This is a genomic window from Curtobacterium sp. MCBD17_023 (assembly GCF_003224415.1).
Lineage (GTDB): Bacteria > Actinomycetota > Actinomycetes > Actinomycetales > Microbacteriaceae > Curtobacterium.
Genome location: NZ_QKLJ01000012.1, coordinates 1 through 23884 on the forward strand (window position 1 = coordinate 1; position 23884 = coordinate 23884).

Annotated in this window: 22 protein-coding genes and 1 tRNA gene; 12 read left to right on the top strand and 11 right to left on the bottom strand. The window is 71.5% G+C overall.

Going from position 1 to position 23884, the window contains the following annotated elements:
* The first annotated feature begins 401 nt into the window (after positions 1-401).
* Complete coding sequence (locus tag DEI84_RS12190; protein WP_110826029.1) at positions 402-626, top strand: PLDc N-terminal domain-containing protein; 225 nt, start codon at positions 402-404, stop codon at positions 624-626.
* A gap of 39 nt (positions 627-665) precedes the next feature.
* Here DEI84_RS12190 and DEI84_RS12195 read toward each other — a convergent pair whose 3' ends face one another.
* The 5 genes from DEI84_RS12195 to DEI84_RS12215 all read right to left on the bottom strand — a co-directional run bounded on the left by DEI84_RS12195 (position 666) and on the right by DEI84_RS12215 (position 4896).
* Positions 666-1958, bottom strand: coding sequence for an amidohydrolase family protein (locus tag DEI84_RS12195; RefSeq protein ID WP_110891015.1), 1293 nt, complete (start codon positions 1956-1958; stop codon positions 666-668).
* Between the two features lie 190 nt (positions 1959-2148).
* Positions 2149-2613: a hypothetical protein gene (locus DEI84_RS12200; RefSeq protein ID WP_110891016.1), complete on the bottom strand. Its 465-nt coding sequence runs from the start codon at positions 2611-2613 to the stop codon at positions 2149-2151.
* On the bottom strand, positions 2610-3542 hold the full coding sequence (locus DEI84_RS12205; RefSeq protein WP_110891017.1) for an HTTM domain-containing protein: 933 nt from the start codon (positions 3540-3542) through the stop codon (positions 2610-2612). Before DEI84_RS12205 ends, DEI84_RS12200 begins: the two co-directional genes overlap by 4 nt.
* Complete coding sequence (locus DEI84_RS12210) at positions 3536-4033, bottom strand: SdpA family antimicrobial peptide system protein (RefSeq protein WP_181420442.1); 498 nt, start codon at positions 4031-4033, stop codon at positions 3536-3538. The genes DEI84_RS12205 and DEI84_RS12210 overlap by 7 nt, the downstream gene beginning before the upstream one ends.
* Positions 4034-4113: 80 nt before the next feature.
* Positions 4114-4896, bottom strand: coding sequence for a hypothetical protein (locus tag DEI84_RS12215; RefSeq protein WP_146236361.1), 783 nt, complete (start codon positions 4894-4896; stop codon positions 4114-4116).
* Positions 4897-5096: 200 nt separating this feature from the next.
* On the opposite strand from DEI84_RS12215, the gene DEI84_RS12220 reads away from it, so the two are divergent.
* Positions 5097-6494, top strand: a complete 1398-nt coding sequence (locus DEI84_RS12220) for an amidohydrolase family protein (protein WP_110891020.1) — start codon at positions 5097-5099, stop codon at positions 6492-6494.
* Between the two features lie 79 nt (positions 6495-6573).
* On the opposite strand, the gene DEI84_RS12225 is transcribed toward DEI84_RS12220, so the two are convergent.
* Positions 6574-7566, bottom strand: a complete 993-nt coding sequence (locus DEI84_RS12225; protein WP_258371776.1) for a PDR/VanB family oxidoreductase — start codon at positions 7564-7566, stop codon at positions 6574-6576.
* On the bottom strand, positions 7563-8219 hold the full coding sequence (locus tag DEI84_RS12230; protein ID WP_258371777.1) for a helix-turn-helix domain-containing protein: 657 nt from the start codon (positions 8217-8219) through the stop codon (positions 7563-7565). Before DEI84_RS12230 ends, DEI84_RS12225 begins: the two co-directional genes overlap by 4 nt.
* A 153-nt stretch (positions 8220-8372) precedes the next feature.
* Between DEI84_RS12230 and DEI84_RS12235 the strand changes: the two genes are divergently transcribed.
* From DEI84_RS12235 to DEI84_RS12265, 7 genes are all read left to right on the top strand, one after another.
* Positions 8373-9665: an amidohydrolase family protein gene (locus tag DEI84_RS12235; protein ID WP_110891022.1), complete on the top strand. Its 1293-nt coding sequence runs from the start codon at positions 8373-8375 to the stop codon at positions 9663-9665.
* 35 nt (positions 9666-9700) lie between these two features.
* Positions 9701-10468: an ABC transporter ATP-binding protein gene (locus tag DEI84_RS12240; protein WP_220032894.1), complete on the top strand. Its 768-nt coding sequence runs from the start codon at positions 9701-9703 to the stop codon at positions 10466-10468.
* Complete coding sequence (locus tag DEI84_RS12245) at positions 10468-11337, top strand: ABC transporter permease (protein WP_110891023.1); 870 nt, start codon at positions 10468-10470, stop codon at positions 11335-11337. The genes DEI84_RS12240 and DEI84_RS12245 overlap by 1 nt, the downstream gene beginning before the upstream one ends.
* Before the next feature lie 77 nt (positions 11338-11414).
* On the top strand, positions 11415-12605 hold the full coding sequence (locus DEI84_RS12250) for an ABC transporter substrate-binding protein (RefSeq protein ID WP_110891024.1): 1191 nt from the start codon (positions 11415-11417) through the stop codon (positions 12603-12605).
* 100 nt (positions 12606-12705) lie between these two features.
* Positions 12706-14085 carry an FAD-binding oxidoreductase gene (locus DEI84_RS12255; RefSeq protein WP_110891025.1) on the top strand — a complete coding sequence of 460 codons (1380 nt, stop codon included), beginning with the start codon at positions 12706-12708 and terminating at the stop codon, positions 14083-14085.
* On the top strand, positions 14082-14870 hold the full coding sequence (locus DEI84_RS12260) for a creatininase family protein (RefSeq protein ID WP_110891026.1): 789 nt from the start codon (positions 14082-14084) through the stop codon (positions 14868-14870). Before DEI84_RS12255 ends, DEI84_RS12260 begins: the two co-directional genes overlap by 4 nt.
* On the top strand, positions 14867-15484 hold the full coding sequence (locus DEI84_RS12265; RefSeq protein ID WP_146236362.1) for a pyridoxal 5'-phosphate synthase: 618 nt from the start codon (positions 14867-14869) through the stop codon (positions 15482-15484). Before DEI84_RS12260 ends, DEI84_RS12265 begins: the two co-directional genes overlap by 4 nt.
* Before the next feature lie 73 nt (positions 15485-15557).
* On the opposite strand, the gene DEI84_RS12270 is transcribed toward DEI84_RS12265, so the two are convergent.
* The 4 genes from DEI84_RS12270 to DEI84_RS12285 all read right to left on the bottom strand — a co-directional run bounded on the left by DEI84_RS12270 (position 15558) and on the right by DEI84_RS12285 (position 19560).
* On the bottom strand, positions 15558-17036 hold the full coding sequence (locus DEI84_RS12270) for an aminotransferase class I/II-fold pyridoxal phosphate-dependent enzyme (RefSeq protein ID WP_110891027.1): 1479 nt from the start codon (positions 17034-17036) through the stop codon (positions 15558-15560).
* Between the two features lie 110 nt (positions 17037-17146).
* A tRNA-Arg gene (locus DEI84_RS12275) sits at positions 17147-17219 on the bottom strand.
* 94 nt (positions 17220-17313) lie between these two features.
* Entirely contained in the window at positions 17314-18099 is a 786-nt protein-coding gene (locus DEI84_RS12280) for a dienelactone hydrolase family protein (RefSeq protein ID WP_110891028.1), read from the bottom strand.
* 39 nt (positions 18100-18138) lie between these two features.
* Positions 18139-19560 carry a glucose-6-phosphate dehydrogenase gene (locus DEI84_RS12285; protein ID WP_110891029.1) on the bottom strand — a complete coding sequence of 474 codons (1422 nt, stop codon included), beginning with the start codon at positions 19558-19560 and terminating at the stop codon, positions 18139-18141.
* A 97-nt stretch (positions 19561-19657) separates the two neighbouring features.
* On the opposite strand from DEI84_RS12285, the gene DEI84_RS12290 reads away from it, so the two are divergent.
* The 3 genes from DEI84_RS12290 (at position 19658) to DEI84_RS12300 (ending at position 23731) form a co-directional block, all read left to right on the top strand.
* Complete coding sequence (locus DEI84_RS12290) at positions 19658-20875, top strand: Gfo/Idh/MocA family protein (protein WP_110891030.1); 1218 nt, start codon at positions 19658-19660, stop codon at positions 20873-20875.
* The gene (locus tag DEI84_RS12295) at positions 20872-21795 is read left to right on the top strand and encodes a sugar phosphate isomerase/epimerase (protein ID WP_110891031.1); all 924 of its coding nucleotides are present in this window, start codon (positions 20872-20874) and stop codon (positions 21793-21795) included. The genes DEI84_RS12290 and DEI84_RS12295 overlap by 4 nt, the downstream gene beginning before the upstream one ends.
* 121 nt (positions 21796-21916) lie before the next feature.
* Positions 21917-23731: a thiamine pyrophosphate-requiring protein gene (locus DEI84_RS12300; RefSeq protein WP_110891032.1), complete on the top strand. Its 1815-nt coding sequence runs from the start codon at positions 21917-21919 to the stop codon at positions 23729-23731.
* Positions 23732-23884 lie beyond the last annotated feature (153 nt).

A 23884-nucleotide genomic window follows, 5' to 3' on the forward strand; every position in this document is an offset into this window, starting at 1 on the left:
GGCACCACCGTCCACATCTCCCAGGACGCCGCGGACCTGCTGAACCAGACCTTCAAGACCGACGCCGTCAAGCGCGGCCTGCTCGTCGGCACCGCCACCATCACCGCCCAGATCAAGTAACACCCCCGCACCACCCAGCACCACCACCAGGACGCCGTCCCGCACACCGCGGGACGGCGTCCTCGCGTCCCCGGAACCAGACGCCCGGGTTCCACGACACCCCGCCACCGTCCCTCCCGGTTCCGGAATCCGCGCACCTCGACCGTCGAGATGCGCGAATCACGGAACCACGGCAGGAGCGACGGGAGGCGACCACTGCCGACGGGAGGCTCGTCCGCCGTTCCCGACGCCGCTACACTCCGGGAGCGGAGTGCGACCGAGCCCTCCAGCGGAGGTGGGACGTGTTCGGGAACCTGGCTGTCGGAACGCACGCCGCGGTGCTGCTCGTGATCATGCTGCTCGAGGTCGGGGCGCTGGTGGTCCTGTGGCGCGACCGGACGCGGAGTCAGCTGGCGAAGGTCGTCTGGACGGTCGTCATCGCGGTGCTCCCGGTCCTCGGCGCGCTCGGGTTCCTGCTCAACTGGGCACTCGGGCGGCTCGCGGACCGGCTGAACCGCGCGCACTGACCGAAGCCACCGACCGGCCCGAGCGCCCCGCGCGGCGGCTCACGCAGGTGTCCGTGCCAACCGCTCGCGCAGGCGAGCCGCCAGCTCGCCCTCGTCGGCCATGACGAGCCTCCCGTCCCGCACGACCACGCGGCCACCGACGACGACGTGGCGGGGCCGCCGCCCCGGGAAGGCCCACAGGAGGCCGGCGACCGGATCGGCGACCCCGGCATCCGCGACGCCGGAGACGTCCCAGACGCAGAGGTCCCCGGCCGACCCGGCGCCGAGGTGTGCGAGTTCCGGCCGCCCGAGACCGACGGCGGACCCCTCGGTCGCCGTGCCGAGCACCTGTCGGGCGGGCAGCTGCGGCCCGACGAGCGCGGAGACCTGCATCGCCAGGCGGGCGTCCGCGAGCAGGTGTCCGGCGTCGTTGCTGCCGCCGCCACTGGTGCCCAGACCGACCGGGACGCCCGCGGCGAGGAGCCGCGCGACCGGCGCGATCCCCCACCCCATCGGCACGTCGCACCCCGGTGCGTGCGTGGCCGTGACCCCGGCAGCCGCGATGCGGGCGACCTCGTCGTCGGTGACGTCGCACAGGTGGGCGATCGTGACGTCGGGCGCGAGCCACCCCCACTGCTCGAGCAGGTCGAGCGGGCGTCGTCCGTACCGCTCGAGGGCGATGGCGGTGTCGACCTGTTCGTTCGCCTGCGTGCGTCGGCGCAGGCCGTGCTGGGCGGCGACCTCGCCGAGGGCACGGAACGTCGCCTCGCCGTCCGAGTGCACGCCCGCAGGACCGACCGCGACCTGCAGTCGTCCGTCCGGGTCGACGCCGCCGACCGCGTCCTCGTGGAGCAGTCCGGTGACGATCGCGTCCGCCGACGCGGCCGCCCGCTCAGGGTCGTCCCGGGCGCTCCCCCGGACGAACACCAGCCGCCCGCCGAGTCCGCGGACTGCGTCCACCGTGGCCGCGGCGAGCGCGACCGTGTCGTCCGCCGTCGCGTCCGCCGGCCAGTTGAGGTGGTGGTCGGCGATGGTGGTGACCCCGGACAGGAGGCCCTCCGCGGCCCCGACGGCAGCGGCCAGTCCGTAGAGCTCCGGGTCGTGGCCCACCCGGCCGTACGCACCGGCCATCGCCGGCAGCCAGTCCGCCATCGGTACACCGCGGGTCCCGGGGAGGGTCCGGAACGCCGTCTGCAGCAGGTGGTGGTGTGCGTTGACGAGGCCGGCGGTGACGACACATCCCGAGGCGTCGAGCGTCGTCGCGACCGCACTGCCGTCGTCGACCACGACGTCGCCGTCACGCTCGGTACGCGGGTCGACGAGGACGCGGTGTGCGCCGGTGACGGAGAGCATGCAGCGTTTGTAGCAGCGCGGTGTTTCGGGACGGTGTCGAACAGGGACCTCTTCGTCATCCCGCGGCTTCGTCTCATCGCTGAGACAGCTTGCCGATCGTTCTCAGCAGTGAGACGAGGGGTCGTCTTCCACAGCGCCGAGCGGCATGACCGAGGTCCTCGTCCGGCTACGGAGCGGGCTCGATCGATCCTCAGCGCGCGACCAGACGGGCTCGGATGTGTTCGGCGACACGCTCCGGATCACTGCACTGCACCACGTATTCATGATTCCTCCGGGTCCGCAGGACGACTGCCGGCCGGTTCCCGAGGATGAGCCCCGTCGCGGCGCCGTTCCACCGCAGGCCGACACCACCGAACCGGAACCAACTCTGTTCTTCGACCCTGACGGATTCCAACTCGGAGTACTCGAGCTGACGACGCCAGAGGGGGAAGAACCGAAGGTCGACGCTGTCAGCGACGTCCACGCGCACGGAGGCGGTGACGAGGACGAAGCCGGCACCGAGTACGAGCACGGCGGGGAGCATCGTCAACGTCGCGGGACCGATTCCGATCTCACGGACGAGGAGGACCATGAGGGCGACCATGCCACCGAAGCTGAGCAGGAGGAAAGCGCCGAGCACCCTCATCCAGGCAGGTCCGTTCGTCGTCTCCGTCATACCGGTGTCTCCTTTTCTCTTCCCGAGCGGATCCGGTACATCCTCGGTCGAACGAGTGACCATCCGACCGGGACGACCAAGATCAACAGCGCGGCACCCATCACGAACGCGAAGCTCGACACGCCGAGCACCAGCCAGATGGCGAGATGGAACAGGAGTGCGATCGGCAGCAGTATCCGCAATCGGAACGGCGTCGGCAGGAGCACGGCGATCGCGAGACTGAACTCCAGCACGAGCGTTCCCCAGGACGAAGCGGCGACCAGCACTGGGCGCATCGTCACCCATTCCGCCACCGGCCGGAGGAGCGGCGGTGCCCCGAACACGTTGTTCCGCACCCAGTAGAAGAGGGCAGTGCCGTTCACCCACTCTGCACTGCTGAGCTTCCCGAGACAGGCGACGAGGTAGACAATCGCGATCTGCAGCTTCGCGAGCGCGAGGGCGGAGTACGCGACGAGGACGCGCGCGCCCAGAGCACGCTCCGGCTGTACGGCCGTCCACGAGGTCCGCCGCCAGTCGGTGAGACTCACCGGCAGCAGTAGTAACCCCAGGATCCCCGCGAGCTGATCTCCGCCGTCAGGTGCCGCACTCGTCAGCGGCAGCGCGATGAGGAGTACGGCCATGGGGACGGCAGTCAGCGCTGGGAACCAACCAGACGCAGCGATGAGACACAGCACGCCGGCAGTCGCCTGCCCACCAGCGACGACCCCTTCCGGGAGCCAACACGGCCAGGCCATCCAATGCACGCTGGCAGCGCAGCGACCGGGCAAGGCCCCGTCGACCGGGGTGAAGAGCACCGTGGTCGGGCTGAGCAAGTACGTCAGTCCCGCACTCAGGAAGAGCAGACTCCGCGCCGCGCCGAGGGTCGCGGTCCACGGCATCGGTAGCCGCAATGTCCGCCTGAGCCAGTAGCGCCCGAGGCGGTTCAGCATGCGACATCCAGGAAGACGGCCTCTTGGGGCAGTGGCCTCGCCCGCAGATTCCTCCACTCCCACGGAACGGGCTTCTCTGCGACGAGGAGGACCTTGCCGCAGAGCGTCGGCTCCTTGTGCGGGTTCTCCACCCGCAGCGGTTTCGCGTCCTCAGCCACCGCATCACAATCTTCCTCGGTCTCACAGTTCGTCCATGTTCGTTGTCCGACGCCGTGGAGGAAGGTTGCGATCTCAGCTCCCTGCGACCGGCCCGTGCGATTGAAGCCGAAGGCCCAGTTCGAGGACGCACCGACGGCGACGGATCGATCGACAAGCCTTCCTCCGGACACCTCGAAGGGGACGATGTAGGCGCTCTGGGCGTCCTTCGTGAAGAACGCCCAGCCTTGCGGCGCCATCTGCCGGGTCACATGGGCGATCTCGTTCCGGGCCGGAGGCACCACAGCCGGCGTGAAGCTCACCGCTCCTTGCATCACGTAGAAGGCAAGCGTCAACCCCACCATGCTCGCCGTGACGACTGCCCCTCGCGACACCAGGACCGATCGTCCCCCCCACCCATGTCAGCTGTGGCAACTCAGTGGCCGAACTGCTCGATGACGGCTGCCACGATCCCGTCCGAGAACCGGGCGCTGGTGCCGGCGTTCGCCGCCGACTTGCTCTTGACCGCGATGTGTTGGTACGCCACGTTCGCACCGGCCGCGACGTTGAATCCGAGCGCGATGTTGGCTGCGAGAGCGTAGTTCACCGCCGCGACCGCAGTCACTGCGATGACGGCTCCTAGTGCCACGACGACGGCGACGCCGCAGTCCGTTCCGACTTCTCCCGGGACATGTGTACTCTCTGCCTCCAGCGACTTGACCGCCTGCGCCATCGTCGGCGTCCGCAACATCTCGTCGTAGGCCCCGGTCAGCTGCCGCTGTACCCGGACAGGATCACCAGAGAGGACCGCCGCTCCGATCTCCGTGAAGTACTCCGGATCGCGCTCGATCAGTTGCTTCTCGATCTGTCGAACCTTCGCCACGGACGTCGGCGTGCTGACCTGGAGCAGAACGGCTTCGATCTCGTTGTCAGTGAGCGTGGAGACGGCGGTGTTCTCGAGCAACATCCGTGTGCGTTCTCCGCCTTGCAGGAAGAACAGGCTCTCGAACACCTGCCGACCGCGCTGCGTAGCGACGGACCCGGGGGCGTCGCCGTCCGTACCGACGTGCTGCTCCTGAACTACTGGAAGTGCCTTCTGTGTCGGCTGCACAGCCATCGCTGGGACCGCTGTCCCGGCGATGAGCGCAGCAGTGACCAGCCCGACTCCTCCGGTCGTCATCAACGTTCGGCATCGGCTGTGTTCCGCGAATCTGGCCATGGCGTCGATACTTGTCGTCTTACATTCAGTATGTCAACCATGACTAGGGCTCAGAACACCTGCGGATCGGGACACGACCTCCTTCCCGCAGGACTGTGACCCCTTCAGCCGTTCTCCGCGTCGTTCCGCCGGCGCCCGCCAGCACCAGTGGGAAACCGGACGGGAACACCCGCGAAACACGGGGTCCCTAGGTTCTCCCCATGACGCAGACCCTGATCCGCGGCGGGTGGGTCCTGACCGCCGCCCCCGACGCCTCCGCCACACCGTCCGCGATCCGGGACGGTGCGGTGCTCCTCGACGGGACCCGGGTCGCCGCGGTCGGCACCTTCGCCGAGCTGTCGGCGGCGCACCCGGAGGTGGCCGTGCGTGGCGGGGCGAACGACGTCGTCACGCCCGGCTTCGTGAACACGCACGGGCACTTCAGCGAGGGGCTCATCACGGGGATCGGCTCGCAGTACACGCTGTGGGAGTGGTTGAACGCGCTCATCGCGCACGTCAACCCGGTGATGACGCGCGACAAGGCGTACGCGGGCACCATGCTGCAGGGGATCCAGATGCTCCGCAGCGGCGTGACGACGGCGAACGACATGTTCTGCTCGGACCCGATCCCCGGCGAGCCGGCGACACCGGGGGTCGTGCAGGCGCTCGAGGAGCTGGGGCTCCGCGGGGTCGTGTCGTTCGGCTCCGGGGACGTCGACCGGGGCTTCGGTGCGACCCCGATCCTGGAGGAGTTCGACGCGCTTCGTGAGGCCGCCGAGGCGAGCCGCTACAGCTCGTTCCGAGTCGGCGTCTCGTCGATCGGCCGGTACACCGACGCGACGTGGCAGGAGCACGTCGACTACGCGGTCGCCGGCGGCCACGGCGTGCACGTGCACTTCCACGAGGTGCGCGAGGAGGTCACCGCCGCCCGCCAGCGCACGGGGAGGACGGCGATCGGGTACGCCGAGGCGACGGGCATGTTCGAGGTGCCGGTCATCGCCGCGCACAGCGTGTGGATGGACCGTCAGGACCGCGAGACCTACGCGGCGAACGGCGTCGGCGTCGCGCACAACCCGGTGGCGAACGGGATCCTGGCGAGCGGCATCGCCCCGGTCGCCGAACTCCGCGCGCTCGGCATCCCGGTGGGCATCGGCGTCGACGGTCCCGCGTCGAACGACTCGCAGGACTTCCTGCAGGCGATGAAGACCGCCGCGCTCCTGGCACGCATCCGCGACCTGCAGGCGACCGCGATGAGTGCGCGCGAGGCGTTCGAGATGGGCACGATCGGCGGCGCGCGGGCCCTGCGCATGGAGGACGAGATCGGGTCGCTCGAACCCGGCAAGCGCGCCGACCTCGTCGTGTTCGACGGCGAGAGCCCGACCCTCGCCAACGTGCACGACCCGTTCCAGGCGGTCGTGTTCGTCGCCGGCAGCCGTGAGGTCAAGGACGTCTGGGTCGACGGCGAACTGAGCCTCGCCGACTTCGACGTCACCCGCGTCGACGTCCGCGAGGCGGTGGCGCGCGCCCGTCCGTTGGCTCGCGAACTCGTCGAGCAGGCCGGCCTGGAGCGCCTGTCGGCGCTGACGGGCGCGCCGCTCGACGACACGGAGCGCCCCTGACCGAGCGCCCCTGACGGAGCGACCACGCGCCGGACGGGAGGCCCGGACCACGTCCGGATCCGGGCCTTGCGTCCGGCGGTCAGAGCTCCAGGACCAGGCGCGGGCACCCGGCCGCCGCGCGGCTGACGCAGACCATCATCGTGCGGTCGTCGGCCTGCTCCGCGGGACTGAGCACGGTGTCCCGGTGGTCGACCGACCCCTCGAGGACGGGCGTCTCGCACGTGCCGCAGGTGCCCTCGCGGCAGGACGACAGCACGAACGCGCCGGCGTCCTCCGCCACCTCGAGCAGGGTCCGGTCGGCGGGGACGGTGACGGTCGTGCCGGTGATGGTGAGCTCGACCTCGAACGCCTCCCCCGGGGCGTCGACGTCCGCGGCGGGCTCGAACCGTTCGACCCGGACGCTGCCGGCCGGCCAGTGCGCGGCGGCGGTCTCGACCGCGTCCATCAGCCCGCGGGGGCCGCAGCAGTAGACGACGGCGTCGCGCGGTTCGGCGAGCAGCCCGACCACGTCCAGCCGGGGTGCCTCGTCGGCGGCGGCGAGCGTGACCCGGTCGGGGTGTGCCGCGAGGAGCTCGTCGGCGAACGCCATCCGGTCGCGGGACCGACCGGCGTAGTGCAGCTCCCACGGCGTCCCGGACCGCTCGGCCGCGGCGATCATCGCGACGATCGGGGTGATCCCGATCCCGCCGGCGACGAACACCGCGGGACGCCCGGGGTCGAAGCCGAAGTGGTTCCGCGGGCCGCCCACGGTCACGTCGTCGCCGACGCGGAGCAGGTCGTGCACGGCCACCGAGCCACCGCGTCCGGTCGCCTCGCGGAGGACCGCCACCCGCCAGTGTCCGTCGTCCGTCGTGGTGACGAGCGAGTACTGTCGCTCGACGCCGGGCGCCACCCCGAGGTCGACGTGGGCACCGGGCTCCCATGCCGGCAGCGGCGCCGTGTCGAGTGGGGCGAGGTCGAGCGTCACGACGTCCGCAGCCACCTGCCGCCGGGCCGCGATCCGCATCCGGTGTCGCGCCTCTGTCTGCGGCACGGCGGTGCCGAACGCGCCGTTGCTGATGCCCGCGCTCATGCGCCGGCTCCGGACCGCGGGGTCTCCTTGACGACGATGAGGTGGAACGCGCTGCCGTCGGCACTGCACCACCGGTGTCCGGTCCCGCCGCGGTAGTACGCCGAGTCGCCGGGGCCGAGCCGCAGCACGTCCTGGCCGCGCAGGTCGAGCACGACGGCACCGGCGAGCACCGTCAGGAACTCGTCCTCGTGGTGCTCGAAGTACTCGCCGAGGTCGGTGTTGTCGCCCTTCCACTCGAGCGGCTCGAAGGCGTGTGGTCCGGCGTGCACGAGCAGCCGCGCCTCGCCGCTCGAGAACGGGCCGCGGGCGCCCTCGCCGGCGCGGAGCACCTCGGGCCGTCGGTCGTCGGGCTCCTGGCGGACCGGTGCCCCGGCGGCGAGGAGGGCGACCTGCGTGGTGTCGAGCGCACCGGCGATCTTCTCGAGCGACACCATGCTCGCGCGGGAGTGACCCCGTTCGACCTGGCTGAGGAACGGGTGCGACAGGCCGGTGCGCTCGGCGAGCTGCACGAGTGTCATCCGTGCCGCGCGGCGGAGCGTCCGGACGTGCGCGCCGATCCTGCGGGCCTGTTCGTCGACGACGCGATCGGTCGTGGGCTCGACCGCGGGGGTCGGAGCGGTGGCCGGTCCGGTGTCGGTCATTTCGGTGGGCATCGCGCTCCGATCGGGGACGGGAGGGGCTGGGCGTTCCGTGCACGTCATCTCGTCACAGGCGGCAACCGGCGCGAAACCGGAGGGAAACACGGCCGCCCTAGCATCGAAGATGTTGATGCGATCAACATTGTCACACACGATCGAGAGGGTCCCATGGAGTCGTCACTGCCCCGTCGGGTCGCCCTCCTCCGCTCCGCGCTGCTGCCGGACGGCAGGCTCGTGGACGTCGCGATCGACGGCGACACGGTCAGCGCGGTGGCTCCGGCCGACACGCTCGCAGCCGGCGACGCGGACACGCTCGACCTGAGCGGACGCCTGCTGCTCCCCGCTCCCGCCGAGCCGCACGCCCACCTCGACAAGGCCCTCAGCGCGGACCGGATCCGGCCGCCGCTCGGCGACCTCGGATCAGCCATCGCGGCCTGGGCGGCGCACGCTTCGACCATGTCGGTCGCGGAGATCGCCGACCGGGCGCGGACGCAGGCGCTCGCCATGCTCGCCGCCGGGACGACCGCGATCCGGACCCACGTCGACGTCCTGAGCGACGGTGGCACCGCGAGCGTCGCCGACAGCGTCCGCGGAGCACGGGCACTCGTGCAGGTCCGCGAGGAACTCGCCGACCTCATGGACATCGAGCTCGTCGCCCTGGCCGGACCGCTCGCGCCGGACGAGCACGTCGAAGCGGTGCTCGACCTCGGCGTCGACCTAGTCGGCGGCGCCCCGCACCTCGCCGAGGACCCGCTCGCCGACGTCGACCGGTTGCTCGCGATCGCCCGGCGCCGCGGCCTCGGGGTCGACCTGCACGCCGACGAGAGCCTCGACGGGCCGGTCACGCTCGACCACTACGCCCGGGCGGTCCACGACTGGCCGCGCGACCGCCAGTACTCCGCCGGCCACTGCGTCCGGCTCGGCACGCTCGGCCCGGAGGGGCTGGCCGAGGTCGTCGCCGACGTGGCCGCCGCGGACATCGGCGTCATCACGCTGCCGATCACGAACCTCTACCTGCAGGGCTGGCAGCACCCGGTGTCGACGCCGCGCGGCCTGACGGCGATCCGCGCACTCCTCGCCGCCGGGGTCCGGGTGGCCGCCGGCGCCGACAACGTCCGCGACCCGTTCAACCCGGTCGGCCGCAGCGACGCGCTCGAGACCGCATCCCTCCTCGTCACCGCCGGACACCTGACGCCGGACGAGGCGTACGCGATGGTGAGCGTCGCCGCCCGGAGCGTGATGGGCCTCCCGGCCGCCGGCCCGGTCGTCGGGGCGCGCGCCGACCTGCTCGCCGTCGCCGCGACCAGCGTCACCGACGCGGTCGCGAACGCGCCGGCCGACCGCATCGTCCTGTCCCGCGGGCGGCTCGTCGCCCGCACCGAGGTGCAGCGCAGCGTCGCCGCCCCCACCCGCGCCCAGGCACCCGCCGTGCCCGAGCCCGCAACCGTCCCCGTTCCCTGACCGCGCACCACCATGCACGAGAACACGAGGTACCCGTGACCACCACCGCACCAGCCCCCGTCACCGCGACGGACACGCTGCTCGACTTCCGGAACGTCGAGATGACCTTCCCCAACGGCACGATCGCGCTGCAGGGCGTCGACCTCACCGTCGACCGCGGGCAGTTCGTCTCCGTCGTCGGCCCCTCCGGCTGCGGCAAGTCGACGCTGCTGCGGATCGCGTCCGGCCTCGAGACCGCGTCCGACGGCGCGGCCGGGGTCGCCGCCGACCGGATCGGGTACGTGTTCCAGGACGCCACCCTCCTGCCGTGGCGCACCGTGCAGGGCAACGTCGAGCTCCTCGCCGAACTCGGGGACGTGCCGAAGGCCGAGCGGGCCGCGAAGGCGGCGCACGCGATCGACCTCGTCGGGCTGAACGGCTTCGAGACGAACCTGCCGAAGCAGCTCTCCGGCGGCATGCGGATGCGCGTCTCACTCGCCCGGTCCCTGACGCTCGACCCGGAGCTGTTCCTGTTCGACGAGCCGTTCGGCGCCCTCGACGAGATCACCCGCGAGCGCCTGAACGACGAGTTGCTCCGCCTGTTCGTCGAGCAGCAGTTCGCCGGGCTCTTCATCACCCACTCGGTGTCCGAGGCGGTCTACCTGTCGACCGAGGTCGTCGTCATGTCCGGCCGTCCGGGCGGCATCGTCGGGCGCTTCGCGGTGCCGTTCCCGATGCCCCGTGACCCCGACATCCGCTTCACGCCGGAGTTCGCCGAACTGGTCGGCGAGGTCTCGCACGCACTCCGGGAAGGACACCGCTGATGGTCACGCTGCAGGAGGTCGCGGACGGCCGCACCGCGCGCACCGCCGCCCGTCGCTCCACCCCGCGCACCCGCCGGTCGGTCACCTGGTGGCAGCCCGTCGTCGTCCTCGCGGTGCTCGTCGGCGTCTGGTACGCCGCGGCCGCCTACTACGACCACGTGCGGGGCCTGGCGTTCCTCGTGCCGTACCCGCACCTCGTGCTCAAGGCGATCGTCGCACCGACCGGGATGAACGGCGCACCCTCGACCTTCGGCAGCGACCTGTGGACGGCACTCGGCCGGACGACGGTCGTCTCGCTCACCGGCCTCCTGTTCGCCATCGTCATCGGTGTCCTCTGGGCGATGGCGATGGCCCAGGCGAGGTGGCTCGAGAACTCGCTCTACCCGTACGCGGTCGTGCTGCAGTGCGTGCCGATCCTGGCGCTCGTGCCGCTCATCGGCGCCCTGTTCGGGTACGAGTTCACGAGCCGCGTCATCGTCACCGTGATGATCGCCCTGTTCCCGATGGTGTCGAACACGCTCTTCGGCCTGCAGTCGGCCGACAAGGGGCAGCGCGAGCTCTTCCGCCTGCAGCGTGCCGGCCGGTTCGCCCAGCTCGTGAAGCTGCAGGTCCCCGCCGCCCTGCCGTCGATCTTCGTCGGCCTGCGCACCTCGGCCGGCCTCAGCGTCATCGGTGCGATCGTCGGCGACCAGTTCTTCCAGCGCGGCAACCCCGGCCTCGGCGTCCTCATCCAGGTGACGGCCTCGCGGCTGATGGGACCCGAGCTCTACGCGACCATCATCATCGCCTCGCTCTACGGCGTCGCGGTGTTCCTCGTCTTCGGCCTGCTCGGTCGTCTGGCCGTCGGCCGCTGGCACGACTTCGGCTGAGCCGATCCCCGTCTCCCCTCCCCTCCCACAGCACCCGCCCCCAGCACCACGAGACCCGCACCACGAACGGAGCCTCCATGCGCACCACCACCCGACTCGGCGCTGTCACCGCCGCCCTCACCGTCTCCGCGATCGCCCTCACCGGCTGCGCGAGCGGTTCGGCGACGAGCGCCACCACCACCGCTGCGACGAGCGCCGCCACCGGCCCGGCCGTCGACCTGTCCGACGTCTGCCCCGCGACCGTGGTCGTCCAGACCGACTGGAACCCGGAGGGCGAGCACGGTCACCTGTACCAGATGCTCGGCGCGAACCCGGCGATCGACGCCTCCGGCAAGACCGTCACGGGCGACCTGGTCGCGAACGGCAAGCCGACCGGCGTCAAGCTCGAGATCCGTGCCGGCGGCCCGGCCATCGGCTACTCCAAGGTCAGCTCGCAGATGTACCAGGACAAGTCGATCACGCTCGGCTACGTCTCCACCGACGAAGCGGTCATGTTCTCCGGCGAGCTGCCCACGACGGCCGTCTTCGCCGAGAACGACCAGTCCCCCATGGCGATCATGTGGGACCCGGCGACCTACCCGGACGTGGACAGCATCGAGAGCCTCGGCAAGGCACTCGAGGAGAACGACGGCGTGGTCCGCTACTTCAACGACGCCGCCTACATGTCGTACCTCGAGCAGTCCGGCATCCTGCCGAAGAGCGTCCTCGACGGCAGCTACGACGGCACCCCGTCCAAGTTCGTCTCAGCCGGCGGCAAGGACGCCCAGCAGGGCTTCGCCACCGCCGAGCCGTACGTGTACAAGAACCAGGTCGCCGCCTGGGGCAAGAAGGTCGAGTCGGCCCTCATCTCGAGCACCGGCTGGAACCCCTACCCCGAGACGATGTCCGTCCGCTCGGACCAGATGTCCGAACTGAAGCCGTGCCTCGAGAAGCTGGTGCCGGTCATGCAGCAGGCCGACGTGGACTACCTGGAGTCGCCCGCCGCGACGAACGACCTCATCACGCAGCTCGTGCAGCAGTACAACAACGGCTGGACGTACGACTCGAAGGTCGGTGCGTTCGCGGCCGAGCAGATGCAGAAGCGCGGCATCGCCACGGACGGTGACAACGGGTACGTGGGCGACATGGACGAGCAGCGCATGGCCGACTTCATCGAGAAGGCCACGCCCGTCTTCTCCGGCTCCGGCGGGAACATGAAGAAGGACCTCGCGCCCTCCGACCTGTACACGAACGAGTTCCTCGACGACTCGATCTCGCTCGGCTTCTAGCCGGTCCGGCCCGGCCGACCATCCACCGACGGGAGGCGCGACACCGCACGCGTGTCGGGCCTCCCGTCGGTCCCCCACCTCCCTCGCAGCAGGAGCAGCCATGACCATCGTCACCCCCGTCTCCGTCTCCCCCACCACCATCGAGGCGCTCCGCGCCGAGCTCGTCGACCTCCTCGGCGAGCGCGGTGTCAGCGCCGACGAACGGACGCGCGCACGCGCCTCCGTCGACGAGGCGACCATGAGCCCGATCCTCAGCGAGCAGCTGCCGCTCGGGCTCGCCGACCTCGTCGCCTCCCCCGCGAGCGCCGACGAGATCGCCGCCACCCTGCAGGCCGCCGTGCGGCACGGCGTCCCCGTGACCACCCGGGGCAAGGGCACCGGCAACTACGGGCAGGGCATCCCCCTGCACGGCGGCCTGGTCCTCGACACCTCCCGTGCCCGTGCCGTCGTCGAGGTCGGGGACGGCTGGATCACGGCCGAGGCCGGCACGTCGATGGTCGCCCTCGAGCAGGCCGCCGCGGCCGCCGGGCAACAGCTGTGGATGTACCCGTCCACCGCGCAGTCGACGATCGGCGGCTTCCTGTCCGGCGGCTCCGGCGGCACCGGGTCGATCGCGCACGGGTCGAACTGGCAGGGCTTCGTCACGGCGCTCGACATCGCGCTGCCGGGTGAGCCGGGTCTGGTGCACGCCGAGGGTGACGAGGCGCAGCCCTTCGTGCACACGTACGGGACCGCCGGCGTCATCGCCCGGGCGACCGTCCGGCTCGAACCGCTGCAGGACTGGCGTGCCGTCTACGCGACCTTCCCGACGTTCGAGCAGGCGCTCGTCGCGGTGCGCACCCTGCGCGGCCTCACCCCGGTGCCGCGGCTCGTCAGCGCCGACCGCGCGGCGATCGCGGCCACCCTGCCGACGGACCCGGCCATCGCCGCCGACCGGGCCAGCCTGCGCGGCATCATCGACGCGGCGGCGCTCGACGAGGCGCAGGACCTCATCACCTTCGCCGGCGGCACCGTCGAGGACGTGCGTGAGGGGCTGCAGCAGATTACGAAGGTGTCGATGCTGTCGTACAACCACCCGATCTGGTGGCTGAAGCGGAACACGCCGGACACCGAGTACTTCCACGTCGAGGTCGGCGGTGAGGCGCTCATCGACCGGATCGCCGAGGTCGAGGCCGTCTACCCGGGCGCGATGCTGCACATCGAGGCGGCGCACCTCGGCCCGATCGGCATGCTCACCGCGCCGTACACCGGGGCGGAGGACGTCTACGCCGGCTACCCGCTGCTCCGTGACCTCGGCGTCCGGGTGCACAGCCCGCACCAGTACTACGTCGACCACGGGGTGGAGGAGCTGCTCGCGCTGAAGCAGCAGACCGACCCCGAGGGGCTCCTCAACCCCGGGCACGTCATCGACCCGGCGCTCGTCGAGTCCGGTGGGTCGACCGCGTCGGCACAGCCGGCCGTCCCGGGCTTCGGCAAGTGAGCGGCACACGGAAGCTCGCCGAGTTGTCCGGACCGGCCGTCGCCGCCGTGTTCACGGCGGACACGATCGTCGTCCAGCCCACCGGCGCCGTCGAACACCACGGCCCGCACCTGCCGCTGCTCACCGACTTCCTGCTCGCCGACCACATCGGCGGCGCGGCGGTCGAGCAGGCCGCGGCCGAGGGGCTCGACGTCTGGCAGCTGCCCACCCTGGCGTTCACGAAGTCCGACGAGCACAGCTGGGCGCCGGGCACCGTGTGGCTCGACGCGTCGACGATGTTCGAGACGGTCGTGCAGATCGGTCGCGCCGTCGCCCGCACCGGGGCCGGCACGCTCGTGTTCGCGAACGGGCACGGCGGCAACGTCGCGCTGCTGCAGGTCGCCCTCCGCGAGATCCGGAAGCGGTACGGCCTGAAGACGTTCCTCATGCCGACGCTCGCCCGCGTGCCGGGTCCGGACGGCGAGGACGCGGACGAACTCGGACTCGGCATCCACGGCGGTGCGGCGGAGACGTCGATGATCCTGCACCTGCGCCCGGACCTCGTCGACATGACGCTCGCGGAACGCTGGGTGCCGGAACACATCGCCGGGTTCTCGAAGATCGCGTTCAACGGCGGCCCGGTGTCCTTCGGGTGGCTCTCGGACGACTTCGGGACACCCGGCGTGGTCGGGGACGCGAGCCGCGCCTCCGCCTCGTACGGCGCGGCCCTGTGGGAGCACTCCCTTGCCGAGGCGGTGGCCTCGCTGCACGAGATCGCCCGCTTCGACCCCGCCGGTCCGCGGTGACCGTGCTGCCGGGCGAGGCCGCGGCGACCGTCGACGGACCGCCGCCCGCGGACCCGCTCGTGCTCGCCGCGGCCTGGCTCCCGGTGGACGGGTCGGCACCGGGCCCGACGATGACCCTGTCCACGATCGGGCTGGACGGCTACCCGTCCGCCCGCACCGTCCTGCTGTCCCGGTTCGACGGACGGCGCCTGCACTTCCACACCGACACCCGGAGCCGGAAGGCGGCCGAACTGGCGGCCGTCCCCCGGGCCTCCGTGACGATCGTCTGGCCGGAGGCCGCCCGCCAGCTCGTCGTGACCGGGGACGTCGCGCCGGTCACCGATCGGGAGGCCCGGCTCGCCTACGACGCGCGGACCCGCTACCTGCAGATGCTCGCCTGGGTGAACGACGCCGACCTGGCGGGTGCGACGGCCGAGGTCCGTCGCGAGCGGTGGACGGCGTTCGGGGAGGAGCGTGGCGACGGCCCGCTCGAGCCGCCGACGACGTGGGGCGGCTACGCGCTGACGCCACTGCGGATGCTGTTCTGGCAGGGTGCGACGGACGGGCCGAGCAACCGGCTGGCGTACGAGCGCGACGCGGACGGCCGGTGGCGGCGCGAGGTCTGGCCGGGGTGAGTCGCTGGGCTGGCCGGGGTGAGTCGCTGGGCTGGCCGGGCTGAGTCGCCGGAGTGGCCGGGCCGCCCGCCCGCTACCGCACGTCGCGCATGACGCGGATGGTGCCGAGGCTGCCGTCGGTCGGGTCCGGCAGGACCATGCCCGCCTCCAGACCACTCCGCAGGTACTCGATGACCTCGGTGGTGATCCGCTCCCCCGGCACGTACGCGGGGATGCCGGGCGGGTAGGGCGTCGCCTGCTCGGCCGCGATCCGTCCGGCCGCCTCCTCCGCCGGCACGGACTCGGCCGGGGCGAAGAACGCCTCGCGCGGTGTCACCACCGACTCGAGCACGATGCCCGCGCGGCCGGGCAGCTGCACCGGCGGGTCCTGGTCGAGTCCGGGCGCCGCGGCAGCGAGGGCCTCGAGGGCCTGCACGAGCCGATCGGTCGTGAACTCGTCGTCGGCGATCGAGATGTCGACGCCCAGGTGCCGGTGGTCGGACAGCCCGAGGTCGATCTGGTGGTGCTCCCGGATCCAGTCGAGCGCGTGGTACCCGTTGATCCCGAGCGCCTGGACGTCGAGCAGCATGCGCATCGGGTCGAGCTCGTGCGAGGCCTCCGCGCGCAGGAGCTCGTCGTGCAGCACGCTGATCCCGTCGATGGCGTCGATGCGCTCCCGGGTGCGGTCGGCGAGTTCGATCGCACGCGCGATCCGCTCGGCACCGTCCTGCACCATGTGTCGCCGCCAGCCGTCCATCGCGGCGTAGACGAGCACGTTCGGGCTGGTGGTCATGAGCATGTCGGCGCAGGCCCAGAGGTGGTCGTGGTCGACGAGGTCGCCCCGGAGGTGCAGGACGGAGCCCTGCTCGAAGCCGAGGCCCATCTTGTGCACGCTCGTGACGCACACGTCGGCGCCCGCACTCATCGCCCAGGAGGGCAGGTGTTCGGAGAACGGCAGGTGCGCACCCCACGCCTCGTCGACGATGAGGGGCTTGCCGCGCTCGTGACAGACCGCGGCGATGCCCTCGATGTCGGCGCAGGTGCCGTACGGGGTGGGACTGACGACCAGCGCAGCGGCCGCGTCCGGGTGGGCATCCCAGACCGCGGCGTAGTCCTCGGGCGACGGCGGGTGCGAGATCCCCTGGTCGGCGTCGATCCGGGGTTCGACCCAGTAGGGCTGCAGCCCGGAGAACACCAGGCCGGCCGTGACCGACTTGTGCGCATCCCGGCCGATGACGATCCCGCCGTCCACCCCGCCGACCGAGAGCATCGCCGCCTTGACCGACAGCGAGCTGCCGCAGGTCGAGAAGAAGACCTTGTCCGCGCCCACGGCGTCTGCCATCAGGGCCTCCGCGGTCGCGAGGTAGCCGTTCGACGACGTCCGGTCGTCGAGGCCACCACTGGCGAGCACGTCGTTGCGGAACGGGTCCGACCCGAGCACCGACAGCGTCTCGGTGTCGACCCCGCGGCCCTGCCGGTGTCCGGGCGGCGAGAAGCTGTACCGGTTCATGGCGTGGTGGTCCCGCAGCGCGTCGAGGAACGGAGCGGCCGTCTGGTCGAGATCGTCAGGCATGGTCCCCGTGTAGTCCGGCGACCGTGGTGGGTGATCCAGCCTCGTGTGCCCCGGAGGACGACGAAGGCCCCGGAGGTGGTCTCCGGGGCCTTCGTGGTGTTGCGGTACTGTGCGCTCGAAGGGACTCGAACCCCCAACCTTCTGATCCGTAGTCAGATGCTCTATCCATTGAGCTACGAGCGCGTGGCCCTTGCGAGCCGTGGAAGACTCTACAATAGCTCCGGTCGCAGCGCCAATCGAGCACCGTCCACCCGCGCGCCCGGCGTGTCGCTGGCGGTCAGGCGAGCGTCGGTTCCTCGTCGAAGACCTCGGCGAGGAACACCTGCAGCGCCTGCCACGAGCGACGGTCGGCGCGCTCCTGGTACTGCGCACCGTGGTCGGGTGCGTTCGTCCCGGGGACGGCGAACGCGTGCATGGCGTCCGCGTAGGTCACGACCTGCCAGTCCACCTCCGGAGCGCCGCGCATCTCGTCCTGCCAGGCGTGCACGGCCTCGTCCGGGACGACCGGGTCGGCGCCGCCGGTGAGCACGAGGAGCTTCGCGCGGATGTCGTGCGCGTCGGAGGGGTCGTGGGTGAGCAGGCCGCCGTGGAACGCCACCGCGCCGACCAGCTCGGCACCGGTGCGGGCGAGTTCGAGTGCGCCGGTCCCGCCGAAGCAGTAGCCCATGACGACGACCTTCGTGGCGTCGACGTCCGGGTCCGCGAGCAGGCGGTCGAGTCCGGCGCGCAGGCGCGTGCGGAACAGGGCGTTGTCGCCGTAGAACCGGCCGGCGACCTCGGCGGCGGTGTCGTCACCGGGGCGGATGCTCGCGCCGTAGACGTCCGCGCCGAAGGCGACGTAGCCGAGGCGGGCGAGCATGGTCACGCGTGCCTCGACGTGTTCGTTGACGCCGTGCCAGTCGTGGACGACGAGCACGGCCGGACGGGGGCCGGCGACGGCGGCGTCCTTCGCGAGCACGCCCTCCAGGTCGGTGCCGTCGGAGTCGTAGTGCACGGTCTCGACACGGATGTCGGCACCGGCGGGTTCGGGAACGGTCTGCAGTATCGCGTCGATCGTGGTCACGCCTGCGGACGTTACGCTCCCGTCCCGGGGACCGTCCCGTCAGCTGTCGACGTTGTCCCAGCTGTCCGGCCCGCCCGACCCGGCGGCGTACTCGTCGAGCGGGGTCGTCCCGGCCCGCCAGGCGGCGAGGAACGGCTCGACGACCTTCCACCCCTGCACGGCGCTGTCCCCGCGTACCGACAGCGTCGCGTCCCCCTCCAGGACGCCGGCGAGCACCTCGCCGTAGGCACTCAGCCGTCCGGGGTTGAACGTCGTCGTCAGCGCGGTGTGGTCGACCGTGTACGGGTCGCCCGGGCCGTTGACGTTGAGCTCGAGCTGCATCTCGTCCGGGGCGATCCAGATGCAGAGCCGGTCCGGCAGCACCGCTCCGGTGAGGCCGTTCGGGACGTGCGGCGAGTCCTTGAACGTGATGAGGATCTCGCGGCGCTGCTTCCCCAGGGCCTTGCCGGACCGCAGGGTGAACGGCACCCCGGCCCAGCGCCAGTTCGCGATCTCGAGCTTGAGCTGCGCCAGGGTCTCGGTGCCGAGGGCGGGGTCCACGCCCTCCTCGTCCACGTAGGACGGCAACGACCGGTCCCCCACCGAACCGGCCGTGTACCGCGCGCGCTTGCCCGCGGCCGCGACGTCCCCATCCCACGGCCGGACGGCGCGGAGCACGAGCTCCTTCTGCGTGCGGAGGTCGTCGGCGTCGATCGAGGCCGGGGCCTCCATCGCGACGACGGCCATCACCTGCAGCAGGTGGCTCTGGATCATGTCGACGAGCGCCCCGGCCTTGTCGTAGTAGCGGGCGCGACCCTCCAGGCCGAGGGTCTCGTCGTAGACGATGTCGACGCGCGCGACGTGCTGCGAGGACAGCAGCGGCTCGATGATGCGGTTGGCGAAGCGCAGCCCGAGCAGGTTGAGGACGGTCGACCGGCCGAGGAAGTGGTCCACCCGGTGGATGCGCTCCTCGGGCAGGAAGGAGTGCAGCAGGTCGTTGAGGTGCCCGGCGCTCTCGGCGTCGGTGCCGAACGGCTTCTCGAGCGCGAGCCGCGTCCGGGCCGGCAGGTCGATGTGGGCGAGCTGCTCGCAGCTCTTCTCGGTGACGGCCGGCGGCAGGGCGAAGTAGATCGCCGGGTCGTGACGGCAGTCGCCGAGCAGGGTCCGCAGGTCGTCGGCGTCCGTGACGTCGGCTTTGCGGTAGGACGATCCGTCGACGACGGCCTGGAGGCGCGGTGACAGCTTCCCCTCCCCGGTCGCGCCCTCGTCCTCCTCGTTCTTCGACGCCTGGGCGTTCTCGAAGGCCTCGTGCACGAGGTGCTTCCAGTCGGCGTCGGACAGGTCCTCGACCCCGGCGCCGACGAGCTGGACGTCCCAGTCGTCCTTGACGTCGAGCAGCGTCGCGAGGCCGGGGAGCAGCAACCGCTTGGACAGGTCGCCGCTCGCTCCGAGGATGAGCAGGGTGGTCTGGAGGCTCGCCATGCCCCAGACCGTACTCACCGGCTCCCGAACACGGCCGGGTCCGCCCGCTACGGTGGTGCCGACGCACAGGAGCGTCGACACGGCGCGAGGGAGCACCATGACGACAGAGGGCACCGTCCACGCACCGGACGTGGACCAGCAGCTGGCCGGGCCGCCGCGGTCCGCGTCCCGGCAGGGCGGGCGTCTCCGGGTCGCCGTGGTCGGCACCGGGATGATCGCGGCCGTGCACGTCCGTGCCGCGCGGGCCGCCGGCGCCGAGGTGCTGGGTGTCCTCGGCCGGAACCGGAAGCGCTCCGCACAGGTCGCCGCGCAGCTCGGGCTCGACCGCGGCTACGACGACCTGGACGCGGTGATCGCCGACCGCCCCGACGTCGTGCACGTCTGCACGCCGAACGACCAGCACCACCCCCAGACGCTCGCGCTCGTCCGCGCGGGCATCAACGTCGTGTGCGAGAAGCCGCTCGCCGTGTCCGCCGCGCAGGCCGCCGAACTCGAGCAGGCCGCCGCCGACGCCGGGGTCGTCGCGACGGTCCCGTTCGTGTACCGCTACCACCCGATGGTGCGGGAGATCCGCTCGCGCATCGGCGCCGGGGAGCTCGGACGCGTCCTCGCCGTGCACGGCCACTACCTGCAGGACTGGATGCTCGACTCGGACGCGTCCTCGTGGCGGGTCGACTCCGGTGCCGGTGGGCAGTCCCGGGCCTTCGCCGACATCGGCTCGCACTGGTGCGACCTCGTCGAGTTCGTCACCGGTGAGCAGTTCGCCTCGGTCAGCGCCGTCACCGACATCGTCCACCCGACCCGTCCGGCTGCCTCAGGCATGTCGTTCTCCGGCACACCCGACCCCGACCCGATCGCCGACGCTGCCGAACGGGCCGAGGTGACGACCGAGGACACCGCGGTCGCGACGTTCCGCACCGGCGCCGGGCGCATCGGCAACGTCGTCATCTCGCAGGTGTCCGCCGGCCGGAAGAACCGCCTGTGGTTCGAGGTCGACGGCACGCTCGGGTCGGCCGCGTTCGACCAGGAGCAGCCTGAGACCGCCTGGTTCGGCAACGAGACCGGGGCGCAGATCGTCGTCCGGGACCCGTCCCAGGGCTCGCCCGACCAGCGGCGTCTGGCTGTCGTGCCGTCCGGACACCCGCAGGGCTACGTCGACGCGTTCGCCGCGTTCGTCGCCGACACCTACACCGCCGTCACGACCGGTGCCGCACCGGAGGGTCTGCCGACCTTCGCGGACGGGGCCCGCTCGGCGCGCATCATCGACACCGTGGTCGCCAGCGCCGGCGACGCCGCCTGGAGGGAGATCCGATGAAGCTGGGGATGCTGACCGCGTGCCTGCCCGGGTGGGACCTGGCACACATCGCGGAGTTCGCGAGTGCCGAGGGCTACGAGCGGCTCGAGGTCGCCGTCTGGCCCGGCACCGGCGGACGCGACTTCGAGGCGGCGCACCTGCCCGTCGCCACCTTCACCGACGAGGACGCACGGGCGACCCGGGAGCTGCTCGACCGCACCGGCCTCGAGATCAGCGCGCTGGCCTACTACGAGAACAACCTGCACCAGGACCCCGCCCGCCGCGAGGAGGTCCGCACCCACCTCAGGCACGCGGTCGACGCCGCGCAGCTGCTCGGCGTGCCGTACGTCGGCACCTTCGTCGGCCGCGACATGACGAAGTCGGTGCGCGAGAACATGGCCGAGGGCGACCGCGTCCTGCCCGAGCTCGTCGACTACGCCGGCGAGCGCGGGGTGCGGCTCGTCATCGAGAACTGCGTCATGGAGGGCTGGCACCCGGACGGCTACCCGGGCAACATCGCGTACTCGCCCGAGCTCTGGGAGTGGGTCACCGGACTCGGCTTCGGGCTGAACTGGGACCCGTCGCACCTCACCTGGATCGGCATCGACCCGGTCGAGACGATCCTGCCGTTCGCCGAGCACATCGTGCACGCGCAGGCGAAGGACGTCGAGCTCTTCCCCGGCAGGCGGAACGAGTACGGCTTCTTCGGCAAGGTCGACAAGGGCGAGGACCCGTGGGAGATGGGCTGGTGGCGGTTCCGGGTCCCCGGCCGCGGGGTCGTCGACTGGCCCCGCGTGGTCGACCGGCTCTACGAGGCCGGGTTCGACGGCACGCTGTCCGTCGAGCACGAGGACCCGCTCTGGGGCGGCGAGGACGTGAAGGTCCTCGAAGGTCTCCGGATCGCCCACCGGACGCTCCGGCCGCTCATCGCCGCCGAGTAGCGGCGTCGCCGCCGGACGGGAGGCCCGGATCGCGGGACCGACGTCGGTCGCGTGACCCGGGCCTCCCGTCCGGTGACCGGGTGCTGGGAACGCACGGACACACCGCGAGCACCCTGGTCCCATGAGCCAGAACGTGAGTGAGTTCGTCCTCGACCGGATCAAGGCCTGGGGCGTGACCCGGGTGTACGGCTACCCGGGCGACGGCATCGGCGAGTTCGACGGCGCGCTCGGCAAGGCCGACGGCAAGGGCGAGGGCGTCGAGTACATCCGCCCCACGCACGAGGAGATCGCCGCGCTCATGGCGACCGCGCACGCGAAGTTCACCGGCGAGGTCGGCGTCTGCATCGCGACCTCGAGCCCCGGTGCGTTCCACATGCTCAACGGCCTGTACGACGCCCAGATGGACAACCAGCCGGTCGTCGCGATCGTCGGGCAGCAGGGTCTCGCCGCGGTCGGCACGTTCACGCAGCAGGAGTCGAACCTCGAGCGCGTGTTCGCCGACGTCGCGTGCTACGTGCAGACGATCGCATCGCCGGACGCCGCCGGGGTCGTCATCGACACCGCGTTCCGCACCGCGATGCTCCGCAAGCAACCCGCCGTGGTCGTGCTCCCCCACGACGTGCAGGCGATGACGTGGTCGGAGCCCGGCGCGGAGCACTGGGTGTCCCGGTCGAGCGACGTCCCCGCGTCGACGCGCATCACACCGCCCGCCGAGGACATCCGGAAGATGGCGGACATCATCAACGCCGGGGAGAAGGTGACCTTCCTGGTCGGCGCCGGTGCCCGCGGTGCGACGGACCAGGTCCTCGCGGCCGCCGAGAAGGCCGGCGCCGGCGTCATCACGGCGCTCCGCGGCAAGGACGTCGTGCCGTCCGACGTGCCGTACCACACGCAGCAGGTCGGGCTCCTCGGCTCCCGCCCCAGCCTGACGCAGATCAAGGAGTGCGACACGATCGTGCTCCTCGGCACGAACTACCCGTACGGCGAGTACCTGCCCGCGGTGGGGCAGGCGCGCGGGATCCAGGTCGACATCAAGCCGGAGCAGCTCGGCCTGCGCTACCCGAACGAACTCAACATGTGGGGCGACGTCGGGGCCACGCTCGACGCCGTGCTCCCGCTCCTCGAGCAGAAGACCGACCTGGGATGGCAGGAGCAGCTCGCCGACGAAATGCGCGAGTGGGAGGCCGAGATGGCCCGCCAGGCCGAGGTCGCCTACAGCGACGGGGTCAACCCGCGCCGGGTCGTCCGCGCCGTGAACGAGCGGCTGCCGGAGGGCGTCACCGTGACCTGCGACGCCGGCACCACCGCCGACTGGTACGGCCACCACATCCGGCTCCGCCGGGGCATGCACGGGGACATGTCCGGTCGGCTCGCGACGATGCTCGCCGCGATGCCGTACGCCGTCACCGCGAAGTTCGCCTTCCCGGACCGCCCGGCCGTGTGCACGATCGGCGACGGCGCGTTCCAGATGCTCGGCATGAACGAGCTCATCACCGTGAAGAAGTACATGGACCGGTGGGAGGACAAGCAGCTCGTCATCGTGGTGATGCACAACGACGACCTCGGCCAGGTCTCGTGGGAGATGCGCACCGAGGACGGCAACCCGATGTGGCGCGGCTCGCAGGACGTCGAGACGATGGACTACGCCGGGTACGCCCGACTGCTGGGCTTCCAGGGCATCGCCGTGCACAGCGACGACGAGGTCGACGCGGCCGTGGAGCGGGCGTTCGCGTTCCCGGGCGTGACCCTCATCGACGCGTACGTGAGCCGGAGTGTGCCCCCGCTGCCGCCGCACATCACCGCGGAGTACGCCGTCAACACCGCGAAGAGCCTGCTCAAGGGCGACCCGGTCGAGTTCGACGTGGTGAAGGACTCCGCGAAGGCGATGGCGGCGGAGGTCGTCGAGCGTGCGAAGGGCGCCCTCCGCCGCGACTGACGACCGCGGTCGCACGGGGCGGGTCGTGCCCCACAGTTGAACACCGTGTTACGGAGGCGACGCCGTCCTGGCGTGTCGGCTGTGGGTCCTCGTAGGTTCGTGAGGTCGTGTCCCCCACCCGGGGGCAGAACCACCACACCAGGAGTCCTCACA